The following is a 15342-nucleotide window of genomic DNA, read 5'->3' as shown; positions in this document are numbered from 1 at the left end:
TAGGCCTCTTCGCCGGTGGCGCAGCCGGCCACCCAGACGCGGACCGGCCCCGCAACCGAAGACAAGGTGACCGACGAAATCGTGATCTCTCCCGTCCCGGCCCCGACCTTGGTCGAATGGCCCCGGCGCCGCGCCGCGTGCAGCCTGCCGCCATGATCCGGGCAGCGACCATAGCATTCCTCACCTGGCTGGCCTGCCTGCATCCAGGCCCCGCCCGCGCTTTCGAGCCGCTCTCCCCGGACCAGCTCGCCGCCCGGATCATGCCGCCCTATTCGCTGGGACACCCGGTCGGCGGAAAGGGCGTCCACGAGCTGCTGAATTCCGGAGGCGCGCTTGCCGGCTATGTCTTCGAGACCGAGCCGCTGGCGTCGCTCCCCGGCTTCTCCGGCGCGCCGATCGACCTTCTCGCCGTGATCGACCTCGAGGGCCGGTTTCTCGATGTCCAGCTCATCCGCCATAACGAGCCGATCTTCGTCTCGGGCCTCGGCGAGGCCCCGTTCCACGCCTTCTTCGAGCAGTATCGCGGCCTCTCGATCAGCACTCCGATGGTGGTCGGCACGCCCTATGGCGAAGGCTCGGGGCCGCTCACCTATCTCGACGGGGTGACCAAGGCCACGGCCAGCGTGCGCATCGCCCATGAGAGCTTGCTGGCCGCCACCCGCGCCGTGGCACAGGACAAGATGAAGGGCATCGCCGCCGCCCCGCCCGCGCATCCCGACATGGCGCATGACGAGGCGCTCGACTGGGAGGAGATGATCGCCGAGGGCATCGTCGGACGGCTCGAGGTGACGAATGCCGGGATCGAGGCCCGCTTCGCCGGAACCCTCTGGGCGGAGGACGATCCCGAGGCCGCCGCCGATCCAGAGGGGGCCTATCTCGACCTCTACCTGGTCGATCTCGGCCCGCCCGCCATCGCCCGCGCCGTGCTGGGCGAGGACACGGCGGCGGAGCTCGAGGCCTTCCGCGCGATCTCGCCCGAGGACGAGCCGATCCTGGTGATCGATGCCGGGCGGCACGGGCTCGTCAGCGCGGATTTCGTCCGCAACACCGCGCCCGACCGGCTGACGGCCGAGCAGGACGGGCTGCCGGTTGCGCTGCGCGACGCCGATCTCTCCGTGACCCTCTCGGACGACCTGCCCGCCGCACTGTCGGACGCCACCGCGATGATCCTGCGCACCGACCGGCGGCTCGGCTTCGACCCGGCCCGCCCCTGGACCCTGACCGTCGAGGCCGAGCGCGCCCATGGCGTCTTCCGCCCAGAGACCGGCACGGTCGAGCTGCCGCTCGAGCACCGCACCCCCGCCCGCTTCTTCACCCGCCCCGCACAGGCGCGCGAGCTGCCGCCCTGGCGCGTCGCGGCGGCAAACCGGCAGGGCGACCTGATCGCGCTCGGCCTCGGCCTCGCGGTCCTCCTGCCGCTTCTCGGCGCCGGGCAGAGCCGCCTGGCCGCCCATCCCCGCTTCGGCGCGATCCGGCTCGGCATCCTGGCGGCGGTGCTCGGCTTTGCCGGCTGGTGGGGCCAGGGCCAGCTCTCCATCGTCACGCCGCTGGCGGTGCTCTCGGCCACGCTGCGCCAGGGCAGCCTCGCCTTCCTCGCCTATGACCCGTTCTCGCTCCTCCTCTGGGCGGCGGCGCTGCTCGGGCTCGTGCTCTGGGGGCGCGGGCTCTTCTGCGGATGGCTCTGCCCCTTCGGCGCGCTGCAGGAATTCGCCGACCGGCTCGGCCGCCTGCTGCGCCTGCCGCAGCTCGAGCCCTCCGCCCGCTGGGACCGCCGCCTGAAGGGCGTGAAATACGTCCTTCTCGCAGCGCTCGCAGCAACGGCGGTGCTGGCGCCCGGCCAGATCGACAAGGCCGCCGAAATCGAGCCCTTCAAGACCGCGATCACCACCTATTTCCTGCGCGACTGGCCCTATGCCGCCTATGCTCTCTTCTGGCTGGCGCTCGGCATGGTCACTTTCAAGGGCTTCTGCCGCTATGCCTGCCCGCTCGGCGCGCTGATGGCCCTCGGCGGGCTTTTGCGGATCCGCCGCTGGATCCCCCGCCGCGCCGACTGCGGATCGCCCTGCCAGCTCTGCCGGGTGCGCTGCCGCTACGGGGCCATCGAGAAGACCGGCCGCATCGCCTATGACGAGTGCTTCCAGTGCCTCGACTGCGTCACCATCCATGACGACCCGCGGCAATGCGTGCCGCTGGTGCTGGCCGCGAAGCGCCAGGCGACGAGGACCGCCGCCGAATGACCCTGACCCGCCGCCGCTTCCTCTCGATCGCCGCCGCCGCGGCCGTCCTTCCGGCAGGAGCGCGGGCCGCCGCCTGGCAGGGCCGGGCCTTCGGCGCCGAGATCGCCCTCACCCTGCGCGGCGGCCCGGAACGCACCGGCCCCGCATTAAAGGCCGCGCTCAAAGAGATCCGCGCGCTCGAGCGCCGCTTCAGCCTCTACGATCCCGGCTCGGACCTCTCGCGGCTGAATGCGGCGGGACGGCTCGACGCCCCGGATCCGGACATGGTGGCGCTGCTCGCGACCTGCGGCCGGCTCCACCGCCTGACCGGGGGCCGCTTCGACCCGACGGTGCAGTCGCTCTGGACCTCGCCGCCCGGGATCCCGGGCTGGGAGCAGGTCGCCCTCGGACCCGGAAGCATCCGCCTCGGCCCGGGCCAGGCGCTGACCCTGAACGGCATCGCCCAGGGCCATGCCGCCGACCGGATCAGCGCGCTTCTCGCGGCCCATGGCTTCACCGACACGCTGGTCGATCTGGGAGAGTTCCGCAGCCGCGGCGGCCCCTGGCGGATCGGCATCGCCGACCCCGCCGCCGGGCTCCTGGGACAGCGCAGCCTGGGCGACGGCGCGCTCGCCACGTCCTCGCCCGACGCGATGCAGCTCGCCGACGGGACGGGCCATATCCGCGATCCGCGCGATCCGGGCCGCCGCCCGGCCTGGTCGACCGTCAGCGTCGAGGCCGCGAGTGCCACGCTCGCCGACGGGCTCTCCACCGCCTTCTGCCTGATGGCGCGCGCCGAGATCGCGGCGCTCCTGCCCGATCTGCCCGAGGTCGCGCGGGTGGTGCTGGTCGATGCCGAGGGCAGCCTCTCCACGATCGCGCCGCCGGGCTGAGACCGGCCGCTGCCGCGCGCGGACGCGGCTCCCGGAGGGAGGCGCCAGGATCGTGCCGCGGGCGCAGCGCGCCCGCGTCCGCTGGATCACCTTTCCGGCGCGGTCCAGGTCAGGCCGTACTCGGCGAAGACCGCCGCGATCCGCCCGTCCTCCAGCGCCGCTGCAATCGCGTCATCGACCGCATAGGCCAGCGGCCGGTAGGCGAAATGCACGCCGACCCCCACGGTCCAGCGCCCGGCGCCGAAGCCCGGCAGCGGCGGCACATGCACCGCGACGCCCGCGGGCGCGGCATATTCCAGCTCGCCCATCGGCCCCATCGCCGCCTTCACCTCTCCCGTGCCGATCGCCGCCACCGCATCGAGCGTCGAGGGATAGCGGTGGATCTGGTTCAGGAGCTGCCCGCCCGCCAGCGAGGACAGGTAGAAATCCGAGATCGTGTCATTCTCCACTCCCACCGGATCGTAGCGGAAATAGGCCGTGCCCGGCAGCTCGTCGGGATAGGCCGCCTGCGAATAGGCGATGGCGATCTGCTGGCGGTAGGCCTGGCCGGTGAAGACCACCTGCTCCACCCGGCAAGTGAAGTCGCGGTTGACCGGCACATGCAGCATCACATTGGCGACCTTGCCGCCCGTCACCGGCCCTTTCCACAGCCAGTTCCGCAGATCCGCCTCCAGGTTCTCCCCCGCGGCCACCAGGCGGAAGCGCGGCTCGACGCCCAGATCGGCGGCGATGATCCGGCCGATCTCGATATCCACGCCGCGGATCTCGCCCTTCTCCTCGAAGGACCAGGGGGCGAAATCCTCGAAGGCGGCGAATTCGATGAAGCCCTGTTCCAGGATCGCATCCAGATCCCGGCCGACGATGTCGCGGCTGGCATTCTGCGGCTTCGGCTGGGGGACATAGTCCCCGCAACGGCTCCAGGCGGCGGTCGCCATCGCAACCGCCGCCCCGGAGAGGACCGCGCCCAGCCAGGCGCGGCGCCCTATATGTCTCCTCCCCATGGCGGGCCTAATGCGCCGCCGACAGGCCGACCGTCAGGATCTCCACCGCCCTGTGGGTGTTCTCCGGATGGCTGGCCAGCGACATCTGCGCCTTGCGTGCCACGCTGTCGGCCACCGGCGCGCCCGAGAGCGTCTCGATCTGCCCGGCGATGTCGCCGAGCTGCGCGGAAATCGCCGGGATGTCCGGGGCCTCGCCCTCGAGCTGGCCCTTCAGCGCCATCAGCTCCGGCGTCAGTTCGGTGACCATCGCGTCGTCGGGCCGGGTCTCGATATAGGTGCGGATCGCCCAGGCCGCCTTCTGGCCCAAGAGCTCGCCGAAGGCCGGCATCTTGGTGGTGCCGTTCTGGGTGTAGCCGTGGCGGAACCGCTCGACGAACCACTCGTCGCCATACTCCTCGGCCTCGAGGAAGCGCAGGTCGGGCGCCAGCCCGCCGGAGATGACCTCCAGCCCGTGGCAGCGCGCGCAGTTCTGGGTATAGCCCGAGGAGCCGATCTCGATCGCCTTCTGGTAGACCTCGTCGCCCATGCCGCGATAGGGGTTCTCGGTCATCCACTCCTCCGGATCCGCGAGATCGGGCAGCGCATCGGTATTCACCGGCTGCGGCGCGACATCGCCGTGGGCCAGGGCCAGCGAGGTCGTGGCAGCAAGAATGGTCGCGCCAAGCGCGGTCAGTCGGAACAGCATCCGGGGGTCTCCTCCACAAGCGGTCTTGTCTTGTTCGCTGCCCGGAACGCTACCGGCCGGGGCGCGCCGCCACCATTCGACCTTTGGCGATAAGCCCCCCCGGGGGCGCTCCGACCATGGTCTAGTATCGGCCCGCGCAGGGCCTCCCTACTCTCGGGGAGCCTTGAGGGAGGAGACCATGAGGCTGGCTTTCGCATCGATCCTGCTCGGCCTCTGGGCGGGCAGCGCGCCCGCGCTGGAACTGGGCGTGACCTGGCTGCACCGCGTGGTGCCGCCGCCCCCGACCCTGTCCAATCTCGACCCCGTTCCCGGGGATCTGGGCCGCGCCGGGGCAGAGCTGGGGCTGCGCGACAACCGCACCACCGGCCAGTTCCTCGGCCATGGCTACGCGCTTTCCGCCGCCGACGTGCCCGCGGAGGGCGACATCCTCGCCGTGGCGCGCGACGCGCTGGCCGCCTCGCCCTTCCTGATCGTCGACGCCCCCGCCGCCGACCTCCTGGCCATCGCCGACCTGCCCGAAGCGCAGGGCGCGCTCCTCTTCAACGCCGCCGCGCCCGAGACCGCGCTGCGCTCGCAGGACTGCCGCGCCAACCTGTTCCACACCCTGCCCTCGCGCGCGATGCTCGCCGATGCGCTGATGCAGGGGCTCGCCTCGAAGCGCTGGACCGATCTGGCGCTGATCACCGGGCCGCGTCCCGGCGACCAGGCCTGGGCCGCGGCGCTGAAGGCCTCCGCCGCCAAGTTCCGCCTGCGCCCGCGCGGCGAGGCGGTCTGGGACGAGGCCGCCGACATGCGCCGCAACGCCGCCCAGGAAGTGCCGCTCTTCACCCAGGAGCTGCGCGACCATGACGTGCTGCTCGTCGCCGACGAAGCCCGTGATTTCGCCCGCTACATCGCCTACAACACCTGGCTGCCGCGCCCCGTGGCCGGATCGGCGGGGATGATGCCCGTCGCCTGGTCGCGCGTGGTCGAGCAATGGGGCGCCGCCCAGCTGCAGTCCCGCTTCGAAGATATGGCCGGCCGGCCGATGCAGGACCGCGACTATGCCGCCTGGGCCGCCTTCCGCGCGCTCGGCGAGGCGGTCACCCGCACCGGATCGGCCGATCCCGCCACCCTGCGCGCCTACCTGCTGGGCGGGGAATTCGAGCTGGCGGGTTTCAAGGGCAGCCCGCTGTCCTTCCGCCCCTGGAACGGCCAGCTGCGCCAGCCGATCCCGCTGGTGACCGACACCGCCGTGGTCGCCACCGCGCCGATGGAGGGGTTCCTGCACCAGGGCAACGAGCTCGACACGCTGGGGCTCGACCGCCCCGACAGCGCCTGCACTGCCTTCGACTGATACCGGGCAGGCAAGACCGCCCCCCCTGAAAGGACCGCCGCCATGACCCGCTGCCTGACCGCGCTCTGCCTGATTCTCGGCCTGCCCGCCTTCGCCGGCGGCGAGATCTGGGTGACGAATGAAAAGGACAACACGATCAGCGTGATCGACATCGACAGCCTGGAAGTGACCCGCACGATCCCCACCGGCGAGCGGCCTCGCGGCATCACCTTCAGCCACGATTACAGCCGCGTCTATATCTGCGCCTCCGACAGCGACACGGTGCAGGTGATGGATCCGCAGACCGGCGAGATCCTCCACGACCTGCCCTCGGGCGAAGACCCCGAGCAGTTCATCCTGCATCCCGACGATCGCCACCTGTGGATCGCCAACGAGGACGACGCGGTGACGACCGTGGTCGATGTCGACAGCCGCACCGTGGTCGCCCAGATCAATGTCGGCATCGAGCCCGAGGGCATGGCGGTCAACGAGGCCGGAAGCATCGTCATCACAACCTCGGAAACCACCAACATGGCGCATTGGATCGACACCGCGACCCACGGGATCATCGCCAACACGCTGGTCGATTCGCGCCCGCGCCACGCCGAATTCGTCAAGGACGACACCGAGCTCTGGGTCAGCTCCGAGATCGGCGGCACGGTCACGGTCTTCGGCACCGAATCGAAGGAGGAGCGCGCGAAGATCACCTTCGAGATCCAGGGCGTCCATCCCGACCGGATCCAGCCCGTGGGATTCGAGTTCACCCCCGACGGCAGGACCGCCTTCGTCGCGCTCGGGCCCGCCAACCATGTCGCCGTGGTCAATGCCGAGACCTACGAGGTCGAGGAGTACATCCTGACCGGCCGCCGGGTCTGGCACATGGCCTTCTCGCCCGACCACAGCCAGCTTTTCACCACGAACGGCGTCTCGGGCGACGTGACGGTGATCGACGTCGCCTCGCGCAAGCCCTTGAAGTCCATCAAGGTCGGCCGCTTCCCCTGGGGCGCGGCGATGCGGCCCGGCGCCTCTTGAACTCCCGCCCCGGCCCGGCGACAGTGGCCCCGGAGCTTTGGGAGGAGCGCATGAGACATCACCGGGGCGGGGCCGCATGAGCCTCGCCGTCACCGACCTGACCTATGCTTTCGGGGCGAAGACCGCGCTCGACCATGTCAGCTTCTCCGTCGGGCGCGGCCAGTTCTGTGCGCTCCTGGGCCCGAACGGCGCGGGGAAATCGACGCTCTTCAACCTGCTCACGCGGCTCTACACCACCCGCGGCGGGCGGATCGAGATCGCGGGCCATGACATGGGCCGCGCGCCGCGCCAGGCGCTGGCGCGGATGGGCGTGGTGTTCCAGAGCCAGACGCTGGATCTGGACCTGACCGTGCTGCAGAACCTGCGCTATTTCGCGGCCCTGCAGGGGATTTCCGGGGCGGAGGCCACGCGCCGCTGCGAGGCGGCGATGGACCGGCTCGACATTGCCGACCGCGCGAAGCAGAAGGCGCGCGACCTAAATGGCGGCCACCGGCGGCGGCTGGAACTGGCCCGCGCGCTGCTCCACGACCCGGCGGTGCTGCTTCTCGACGAGCCGACGGTGGGGCTCGATGCGGCGGCGCGCGCGGCGCTGACCGGCCATGTCCACGATCTGGCGGCGGATCAGGGGCTGACCGTGCTCTGGGCGACGCATCTGACCGACGAGGTGCGGCCCGAGGACCGGCTGGTCATCCTGCACCAGGGCCGGATCCTGGCCGACGGGATCGCGGGCGAGATTGCCGGGCCGCGCCCGCTGGCCCAGACCTTCCTGTCGCTGACCTCGCCGGAGGCCGCGGCATGACCCGTCCCGCCCCCACCCCGGCGCCTTCCGCCGACGGCGCCCCGCCGGTTGCCGGGCTGACCGCCCGCGCCTGGGGCATCGCGCTTTCCGCCATCGTCCGGCGCGAGGCCTACCGGTTCTGGCAGCAGCGCGCGCGGCTGCTCTCGGCGCTGGTCCGGCCGCTGGTGTGGCTCCTGGTCTTCGCCGCCGGGTTCCGCGCCGCGCTTGGCCTGTCGATCATCCCGCCCTACCAGACCTACATCACCTACGAGACCTACATCATCCCCGGGCTCTGCGGGATGATCCTGCTCTTCAACGGCATGCAGTCCTCGCTGAGCCTGGTCTATGACCGCGAGATGGGCTCGATGCGGCTCCTGCTGACGGCGCCGCTGCCGCGCTGGTGGCTGCTCTTCGCCAAGCTGGTGGCGGGCACGGCGATCTCGGTGATCCAGGCCTATGCCTTCCTCGCCGTGGCGGCGGCCTTCGGCATCACGATGCCCTGGTACGGCTACATCTTCGTGCTGCCTGCGCTGGTCGTCACCGGGCTGATGCTGGGCGCGCTGGGGCTGGCGCTGAGCTCCACCGTCAAGCAGCTGGAGAATTTCGCCGGGGTGATGAATTTCGTCATCTTCCCCTGCTTCTTCCTGTCGACCGCGCTCTACCCGCTCTGGCGCATGGCCGAAAGCTCGCGGCTCCTGCGGGACATCTGCGCGGTGAACCCGTTCAGCCACGGGGTGGAGCTGATCCGCTTCGCGCTCTACGGACAGATGAACTGGGCCGCCCTCGGCTGGACCTGCCTGGCCTTCGCGGTCTTCGGCGCGCTGGCCGTCTGGGGCTACGATCCGGCCCGCGGCATGGTGCGGCGGAAGGGCTGACGGCGGCTCAGGCCGCCGCCGCCACCTTGCCGGTGATCTGCGCCAGGCTCGCCAGCTCGGCCTCGCCCCAGGCGGCGGTCAGCGAGCGGAACAGGTTGGCCTGGCTGGCATGGATCGGATCCTCGCCGAGGATCTTCAGGTGGTTTGCGCGCAGGGTCTCGCCGGTCGAGGTGATGTCGGCGATCGCCTCGGCGGTGCCGTTCTTCACGGTGCCCTCGGTCGCGCCCTGGCTGTCGACCAGCTGGTAGTCGGCCACGCCGTGATGGCGCAGGTAGTCGCGCACCAGCCGGTGGTACTTGGTCGCGATCCGCAGCCGGTGGCCATGCGCGGCGCGGAAGGCCGCGGCCGCCGCGTCGAGATCCGACAGCGTCTCCACGTCCAGCCAGAATTTCGGCACGGCGAGGATCAGGTCGGCATGGCCGAAGCCCATCAGCGCCAGGCTCTCGACCTTGGTCTGCCAGGCGGCCAGCTTCTCGCGCACCAGATCCGAGCCGGTGACGCCCAGATGGATGCGCCCGGCGGCCAGCTCGCGCGGGATCTCGCCCGCGGAAAGCAGCACCAGCTCCACCCCGTCGACCCCGGTCACCGCGCCCGCGTATTCGCGGTCGGACCCGGTCCGCGCCAGCGAGATGCCGCGATCGGCGAACCAGTCGAAGGTCTGCTCCATCAGCCGGCCCTTGGAGGGCACTCCGAGCTTCAGCATTGGGCTTCCCTCAGCTTCAGGACCTGTTCGGGACGGATCACGCCGCCTACGGCCGGCGCGCCGCGGCCATTGCCAAGCACCCGGGTCATCGCGTCATAGCGCCCGCCCGAGGCCACCGGCGGCCAGTTGTCCGGGCGCTGCCCGTCGACCAGGAAGCCGAAGACGAACCCGTCATAGTATTCCAGCGTGGTGCGGCCGAAGCTGCCCTCGAATTCCAGCGTGTCGAGATCGATGCCGCGCGCCTCCAGCGCCGCCAGCCGCGCTTCCATCCGGGCTGCCGCCTCGGCCAGGGACGGGATCACGCCGGCCAGCTCGCGCAGCGGCGCCGCCATCGCCCAGGCCGCCCCGCGCAGGCGCAGGATGCGGTCGAGCAGCGCCACCTGTTCCGCCGGGATCGGCGGTTCGGCGGCATCGGCGACCAGCCGGTCGAGCCGCGCCATGACCTCGGCCTGCGAGCGCAGCCCGATCTCGGGACCGGCACCGGCCAGCACGTCCTCGCCCGCCCGGACCCGCGCCAGCAGCCCGCCGCGCAGCGCGTCGAGATCGGTCCCGGCCGAATAGCGCGCCAGCAGCGCCTTGAACCGCTCGGGCCGCCAGAGGTGGCGGCGCAGCGCGGCCTTGCGGATCGCCGAGGTTTCCAGCCCCTCCACCGCGGCGATCAGCACGCCGATATCGCCGGTGACGGCGCGGACCGGCAGCCCGTCGAGCTGGGCGGAAATCGCGGCGAAGACCTCGGCATCGGCCTCGGCCGGATCGCCGCCGAAGATCTCCAGTCCGGTCTGGAAGTACTCGCTCGGCCGTTCGGGATGCTCGTCCTGCTGGCGGAAGATCAGCCCGGAATAGGCATAGCGGCCGGTGTCGCGGCCGCTTTCCATATGCGCCTGCACGACCGACACGGTGAAGTCCGGCCGCAGCATCTGCTCGCCCCGGAGCGGATCGGCGGTCACATAGGCGCGGCCGCGGATATCCTCGCCATAGAGGTCCAGAAGCGTGTCCGCCGGCTGCAGGATCGCGCCCTCGAAGGGCTCGGCCCCGGCCGCCTCGAAGACGCGGCGGATGCGGTGCGCCTCGTCGCGGATCGCCGCGCGGTCAGGCATTGCCGCCCCCGAGGATCCTGCGGACCTCCGCCACCAGGTCGGCCCGGCTGATCTCGAACTGCGCGGGCTGGGACTTCCACTCTTCGAGCGACGCCTCCTGCGCGATCTTCGCGCCGAGGATCAGGTCCTTGATCTGCACCACGCCGCGATCGGCCTCGTCCGAGCCCTGGATGACGGCGACGGGCGAGTTGCGCTTGTCCGCGTATTTCAGCTGGTTGCCGAAGTTCTTCGGGTTGCCCAGATAGACCTCGGCGCGGATGCCCGCATTTCTCAGCTCGGCCACCATCTCCTGGTAGGCGCCCATCCGGTCGCGGTCCATCACGGTGACAATCACCGGCCCCGTGGTCTCGCCGCCCATCCGGCCCTTGGCGCGCAGCGCCGCCAGCAGCCGGTCGACGCCGATCGAGACGCCGGTCGCCGGGACCTCCTGGCCGGTGAAGCGCTTGACCAGGTCGTCATAGCGCCCGCCGCCCGAGACCGAGCCGAACTGGCGCGGCCGGCCCTTCTCGTCGAGGATCTCGAAGGTCAGCTCGGCCTCGAAGACCGGGCCGGTGTAATATCCGAGGCCGCGCACCACCGAAGGGTCGATCTCGATCCGGTCGGCGCCATAGCCCTGCGCATCAAGCAGCTCGGCCATGGTCTCGAGCTCGCCCACGCCCTCGGCGCCGATCTGCGACGCGCCGATCGCGTCGCGCAGATTGGAAAGCGTCTTGGCGGCATCCGCGCCCTTCGAGGTCAGGAAGGCCAGCACCGGTGCTGCCTGGCCGTCCGACAGGCCCACGCCGTCGATATAGGCGCCCGAGGCATCGAGGCGGCCCTTGCCCAGCAGCTCGCGCACGCCCGCCTCGCCGACCTTGTCGAACTTGTCGATGGTCCGCAGGACTGCGTCGCGCTGCGCGTCATCGGCCAGGCCCATGGTCTCCAGCACGCCGTTCAGCACCTTGCGGTTGTTGACCCGCACCTGGTAGTCGCCGCGCGGAATGCCGACGACCTCCAGCACGTCCGAGAGCATTGCGCAGATCTCCGCATCCGCGGCGACGGTCGGCGCGCCCACGGTATCGGCATCGCACTGGTAGAACTGGCGGAAGCGGCCCGGACCCGGCTTCTCGTTGCGCCAGACCGGCCCCATCGCGTAGCGGCGGTAGGGGGTCGGCAGGTCGTTGCGGTGCTGGGCATAGACCCGCGCCAGCGGCGCCGTCAGGTCGTAGCGCAGCGCCACCCAGCCGGAATCCTCTTCCTGCCAGGCGAAGACGCCCTCGTTCGGCCGGTCCACATCGGGAAGGAACTTGCCGAGCGCCTCGACCGTCTCGACCGCCGAGCTTTCCAGCGCCTCGAAGCCGTAGAGATGGTAAACCTCGGCAATCTTGTCGAGCATGGCCTTGCGCTCGGCCACGTCCGCACCGAAATAGTCGCGGAATCCCTTGGGGGTCTCGGCCTTCGGCCGGGGAGCTTTCTTTTGCTTGGCAGCCATGACGCACCTCACCCTTGTCTCGCGCGCCGCTCTAGCCCAAGGGGGCGTGAGGGGCAAGGCGCGCCCGGGACACGGAGACAGCTATGACCGATACTCAGGCACTGGAAGAGAAGATCGCCCATCTGGAGCGGATGGTGACGGACCTGTCCGACGAGGTCGCCCGGCGCGGGCTCGAGATCGACCGGCTGTCGCGGCTCGTCGGCATGCTGGCCGAACGCGAGGCCGCCCGAGAGGCGGATGCCTCGGATTCGATCCCGCTGGCGGACCAGCGCCCGCCGCACTGGTAGGCGCCGCTCACGCCCGGCGGATGCGGATATCGATGGCAAAGAGCCGCTCGGGCGCCTCTTCGGCCGCCAGCTTCCGCAGATTGGCGGTGCCGGTCCAGGGATCGCGCAGGGTCAGCACCCCGCGGCGCATCGGCGCGAAGGGCGCGTCCGAGAAGCGCATCTCGGTCAGCACCATGGAATGCCCGGTCACGCCGACGATCAGCGGACGGCGGCGCAGCGTGTCGACCAGCGGCTGGATCGCGCCCGCCGCGCCGCCGCTGCGGCGGATGTCGCCGAGCCGCCGCACCGAGAGCCAGAAGCGCCGCCCGGCATCGTCGGTCCAGTAACCCGCCGCCGCCATGATCGCCCGGGCATCCCCGCCCGTCCCGGCCCGCTCCATCCGGCGGAGCACGGACGCGGCCGAGATCCGGGCCCCGTAGCCCTCCAGCACATAGGCGAGGCAGCCGGCCCAGCAGTCGGCCCGGCTCTCCAGCGCCGCAATCTCGGGCGCGTCGGGGAAGCCCACCGCGCAGCTGACCTCGCCCGCCCGGCCCTGGTAGCAGCCAAGCGCAGCCCCGGCCCGCGCCAGCCCCGGCCCGAACCCTGCCATCACCGCGGCAGCCCCGCTGCGCAGAATGTCACGTCTCTTCATCAGGCCCCTCCCTCCGGAGAAGCCCCCACACAATCCCTGACTAGCATCCGCCGCTTAACCCCCGGTTTGCGCAACCCGGCCCGGGTTGGCGAAATAGGCGCAACTTGAGGGGCTTTCGCGCCAAACCCGCCGCATCCCCGGCCACCGGTCCGGCAGTGCCCCCGGTCACGGCCCTCCGCAGGTACTGGCAGCCAATGACGCGCAGGCGCCGCGGCAAGCTTCCAAGGGCGCATATCGGTCGCGGCGGAACGCGATGCCCTGCCTTGATCTGCAATCCCGTCCGGGAGGGACGCGGGGCAGCGCAGCATGCAGGAGCGGAACAGCCCCACCGCCGCAGGCCGCCACGGGCCAACACGGGCCAACACGGGCCAACACGGGCCAACACGGCGATGTTGGCGATATGACCCGGGTCTGCAACCCGGAGCCCTTCGCACCAACCGCATCTTGCGCGATCGCCGCCTTTCTCTGGCTGAGTTGCCCGACGGTGGAGCTGCCGCGGAGACCCCGTCCCCACTGGGGCCCGCGTCCATGCGGAAGCCCGCACGGCCTCCGCGTCGCCTCCATGCCGGACATCTGGCCGGGCCGCCGGCCTCCCGCACGCCATGGACGAGCACCATCACCGCGCAACGGCCCATCAACGTCCTAGACTTCGGGCGCGGCTGACCCGACACCCGAAGTCCACCGCAGACACCGCCAGACGCATCGCCAGCGCCAGGTCGGCCCCAACGCCCGGATGGACTCGCGCGCCATGCAGTGCTTGCGCGAGAGGATGACCTGAGCGTCTTCGAAGCCGTCTGCGGCCCCTGTCGCAAACCTTGCCGACCGCGACCCGCCCACTGCCCGGAGCAATCCCCGCAGCGCCGGGGAGTCACGCGCATCACCGGCGCGCAGGCCAGGACCGTCCGGGTCGGCACCTGTATCCTGGCCTGGACGCCGCTGCACCTGCGGCTGGCAATCAGAACGCCCGTCGGTCCCGCCCGGCTCCGGAACGCCGATCTTCCGCGCAGCCAAACGCCGTTGGCCGCGATCTCCGCGATGATCGCGGGCCTGCACGCCCTGCGGCGTCAAAGGAACCAGCTCGGCCCGATCCGGCAACCTGGGTGCCGGGTGCCGGGTGCCGGGTGCCGGGTGCCGGGTGCCGGGTGCCGGGTGCCGGGTGCCGGGTGCCGGGTGCCGGGTGCCGGGTGCCGGGAAGAACTGGCCTCGCCGAGGGCGCCTGCCAAGAGGCCGGACATGGAAGCGGCCGGGCCCGCGCGTCGGGATGCGAGGGCGCGCGCCTTCGCCAGCTGGATCGGCCGGCCATCCCGCGCCGCCCCTCCGCGGACACGGGCGCAGCGGGGCCTTCAGCCCTAGCAGCCTCGCACCAGCTCCGCCCTTCGCAGTCCCGGGCCGCGGAAGTTCGGACCGGCCGTGAGAAGAGCCCGAACGTTCGTCTGCCTTTCGCAAAAGGGGGGCGACCAGCTTGGCCACTGCCGCACCGGGCCCAGTCGAAGCCGAGATGGATCGCGCCGGGGCGGCGCTCCAGACCCGCGCGGGTGCCATGTCGGGGCAGGTTCGCTGGTCCCGGCCCCGGGCCTCGACCCGGCCATGGAGCCAGGGCGGGTTGATATTCGTCAGCCGGTCCCCGGTGCCGCTCTTGCAGGCGACCCTTCCGCCAAATCGGAGCTTCGCATCGCGGAGCCGCTGCCGTTCGGCAAACAGGAACCGTTCTCGGCGGGACCGGACTGAACCCGGCATTGCCGAGCCGCGATCCCGTTGCGCGGCAACCGGGCCGCAGGCACGTCCCCCGGCGAATGCCGGGCTCCGGACGAGTGCCGCGAACGAGCAGGTTCGCCCCTGCCACCGACCAGAGACCCGCATGCGCCATGGACGTTCGGAGCGATGGTGCGACATCGCTCATTCGACTTTGACATGGCCGGGCGGACTCGCGTTTCCGCCTGGTCGCGCCGCCGCCGGGGGAACCGGCTGATGCTTTCTCCTTCGGGCGCGGACCAATGGCGCCTTGATGCCTGATCCTCGCAGGCACCGGTGCCGGGACGCGCAGATCGAAGCGAGGATCGAGGGCCCGAGCGCAAAAGGGCCGCAGGGCATTGCGCAGAAGCGCCAGCGCCGCGGCCGCCGCCTCCGGTGCCGCCCGGGCATCCCGATCCGCGCCCGATTGGCCATGACCGCGCCATCGCAGGGGGCTGAAACAGCCCGCTCGGCCAGGGAGGTTGCAGGAAAACCGGGATGGTGGACCTGAAGGCGGATAGACTCGCTCAAATCCGGCGGCAGTCCTGGCCAAATCCGGAACGACCTCCGACACGACAACGCCCTGGAATCTTTTCCGGCACCTTGCTGGATGCCGGGCTTCCGGTT

13 protein-coding genes are annotated in these 15342 nt (G+C 71.1%); 7 read left to right on the top strand and 6 right to left on the bottom strand.

Annotated features, from left to right (window positions below; genetic code table 11):
• The first annotated feature begins 152 nt into the window (after nucleotides 1–152).
• Both FGX59_RS16830 and FGX59_RS16825 read left to right on the top strand, forming a co-directional pair.
• Nucleotides 153–2237: a 4Fe-4S binding protein gene (locus tag FGX59_RS16830; protein ID WP_138468306.1), complete on the top strand. Its 2085-nt coding sequence runs from the start codon at nucleotides 153–155 to the stop codon at nucleotides 2235–2237.
• Nucleotides 2234–3109, top strand: a complete 876-nt coding sequence (locus FGX59_RS16825; protein WP_138468305.1) for an FAD:protein FMN transferase — start codon at nucleotides 2234–2236, stop codon at nucleotides 3107–3109. Before FGX59_RS16830 ends, FGX59_RS16825 begins: the two co-directional genes overlap by 4 nt.
• Nucleotides 3110–3195: 86 nt before the next feature.
• On the opposite strand, the gene FGX59_RS16820 is transcribed toward FGX59_RS16825, so the two are convergent.
• Both FGX59_RS16820 and pedF read right to left on the bottom strand, forming a co-directional pair.
• Entirely contained in the window at nucleotides 3196–4044 is an 849-nt protein-coding gene (locus FGX59_RS16820; protein ID WP_138468304.1) for an ABC transporter substrate-binding protein, read from the bottom strand.
• Nucleotides 4045–4117: 73 nt separating this feature from the next.
• Nucleotides 4118–4795: a cytochrome c-550 PedF gene (gene pedF / locus FGX59_RS16815; RefSeq protein WP_138468303.1), complete on the bottom strand. Its 678-nt coding sequence runs from the start codon at nucleotides 4793–4795 to the stop codon at nucleotides 4118–4120.
• A gap of 178 nt (nucleotides 4796–4973) precedes the next feature.
• On the opposite strand from pedF, the gene FGX59_RS16810 reads away from it, so the two are divergent.
• From FGX59_RS16810 to FGX59_RS16795, 4 genes are all read left to right on the top strand, one after another.
• Complete coding sequence (locus FGX59_RS16810) at nucleotides 4974–6131, top strand: ABC transporter substrate-binding protein (protein ID WP_138468302.1); 1158 nt, start codon at nucleotides 4974–4976, stop codon at nucleotides 6129–6131.
• A 42-nt stretch (nucleotides 6132–6173) separates the two neighbouring features.
• On the top strand, nucleotides 6174–7142 hold the full coding sequence (locus FGX59_RS16805; RefSeq protein WP_138468301.1) for a YVTN family beta-propeller repeat protein: 969 nt from the start codon (nucleotides 6174–6176) through the stop codon (nucleotides 7140–7142).
• Between the two features lie 76 nt (nucleotides 7143–7218).
• Nucleotides 7219–7941 carry an ABC transporter ATP-binding protein gene (locus FGX59_RS16800; RefSeq protein WP_138468300.1) on the top strand — a complete coding sequence of 241 codons (723 nt, stop codon included), beginning with the start codon at nucleotides 7219–7221 and terminating at the stop codon, nucleotides 7939–7941.
• The gene (locus tag FGX59_RS16795; RefSeq protein WP_138468299.1) at nucleotides 7938–8795 is read left to right on the top strand and encodes an ABC transporter permease; all 858 of its coding nucleotides are present in this window, start codon (nucleotides 7938–7940) and stop codon (nucleotides 8793–8795) included. Before FGX59_RS16800 ends, FGX59_RS16795 begins: the two co-directional genes overlap by 4 nt.
• Before the next feature lie 7 nt (nucleotides 8796–8802).
• On the opposite strand, the gene hisG is transcribed toward FGX59_RS16795, so the two are convergent.
• The 3 genes from hisG to hisS are packed head-to-tail and all read right to left on the bottom strand — an operon-like array spanning nucleotide 8803 to nucleotide 12066.
• Nucleotides 8803–9498, bottom strand: coding sequence for an ATP phosphoribosyltransferase (hisG, locus tag FGX59_RS16790; protein WP_138468298.1), 696 nt, complete (start codon nucleotides 9496–9498; stop codon nucleotides 8803–8805).
• Entirely contained in the window at nucleotides 9492–10595 is a 1104-nt protein-coding gene (locus FGX59_RS16785; protein ID WP_138468297.1) for an ATP phosphoribosyltransferase regulatory subunit, read from the bottom strand. Before FGX59_RS16785 ends, hisG begins: the two co-directional genes overlap by 7 nt.
• The gene (gene hisS / locus FGX59_RS16780; protein WP_138468296.1) at nucleotides 10588–12066 is read right to left on the bottom strand and encodes a histidine--tRNA ligase; all 1479 of its coding nucleotides are present in this window, start codon (nucleotides 12064–12066) and stop codon (nucleotides 10588–10590) included. Before hisS ends, FGX59_RS16785 begins: the two co-directional genes overlap by 8 nt.
• Before the next feature lie 83 nt (nucleotides 12067–12149).
• On the opposite strand from hisS, the gene FGX59_RS16775 reads away from it, so the two are divergent.
• On the top strand, nucleotides 12150–12353 hold the full coding sequence (locus tag FGX59_RS16775) for a SlyX family protein (RefSeq protein WP_138468295.1): 204 nt from the start codon (nucleotides 12150–12152) through the stop codon (nucleotides 12351–12353).
• Between the two features lie 7 nt (nucleotides 12354–12360).
• Here the strand turns inward: FGX59_RS16775 and FGX59_RS16770 are convergent, their stop codons facing one another.
• Nucleotides 12361–12984 (bottom strand): hypothetical protein, encoded by a 624-nt coding sequence (locus FGX59_RS16770; RefSeq protein WP_138468294.1) that lies wholly within the window; start codon nucleotides 12982–12984, stop codon nucleotides 12361–12363.
• Nucleotides 12985–15342 lie beyond the last annotated feature (2358 nt).

The organism is Poseidonocella sp. HB161398 (assembly GCF_005870025.1).
Classification (GTDB): Bacteria; Pseudomonadota; Alphaproteobacteria; order Rhodobacterales; family Rhodobacteraceae; genus Mangrovicoccus.
This window is presented reverse-complemented; position numbering and strand designations above follow the sequence as displayed.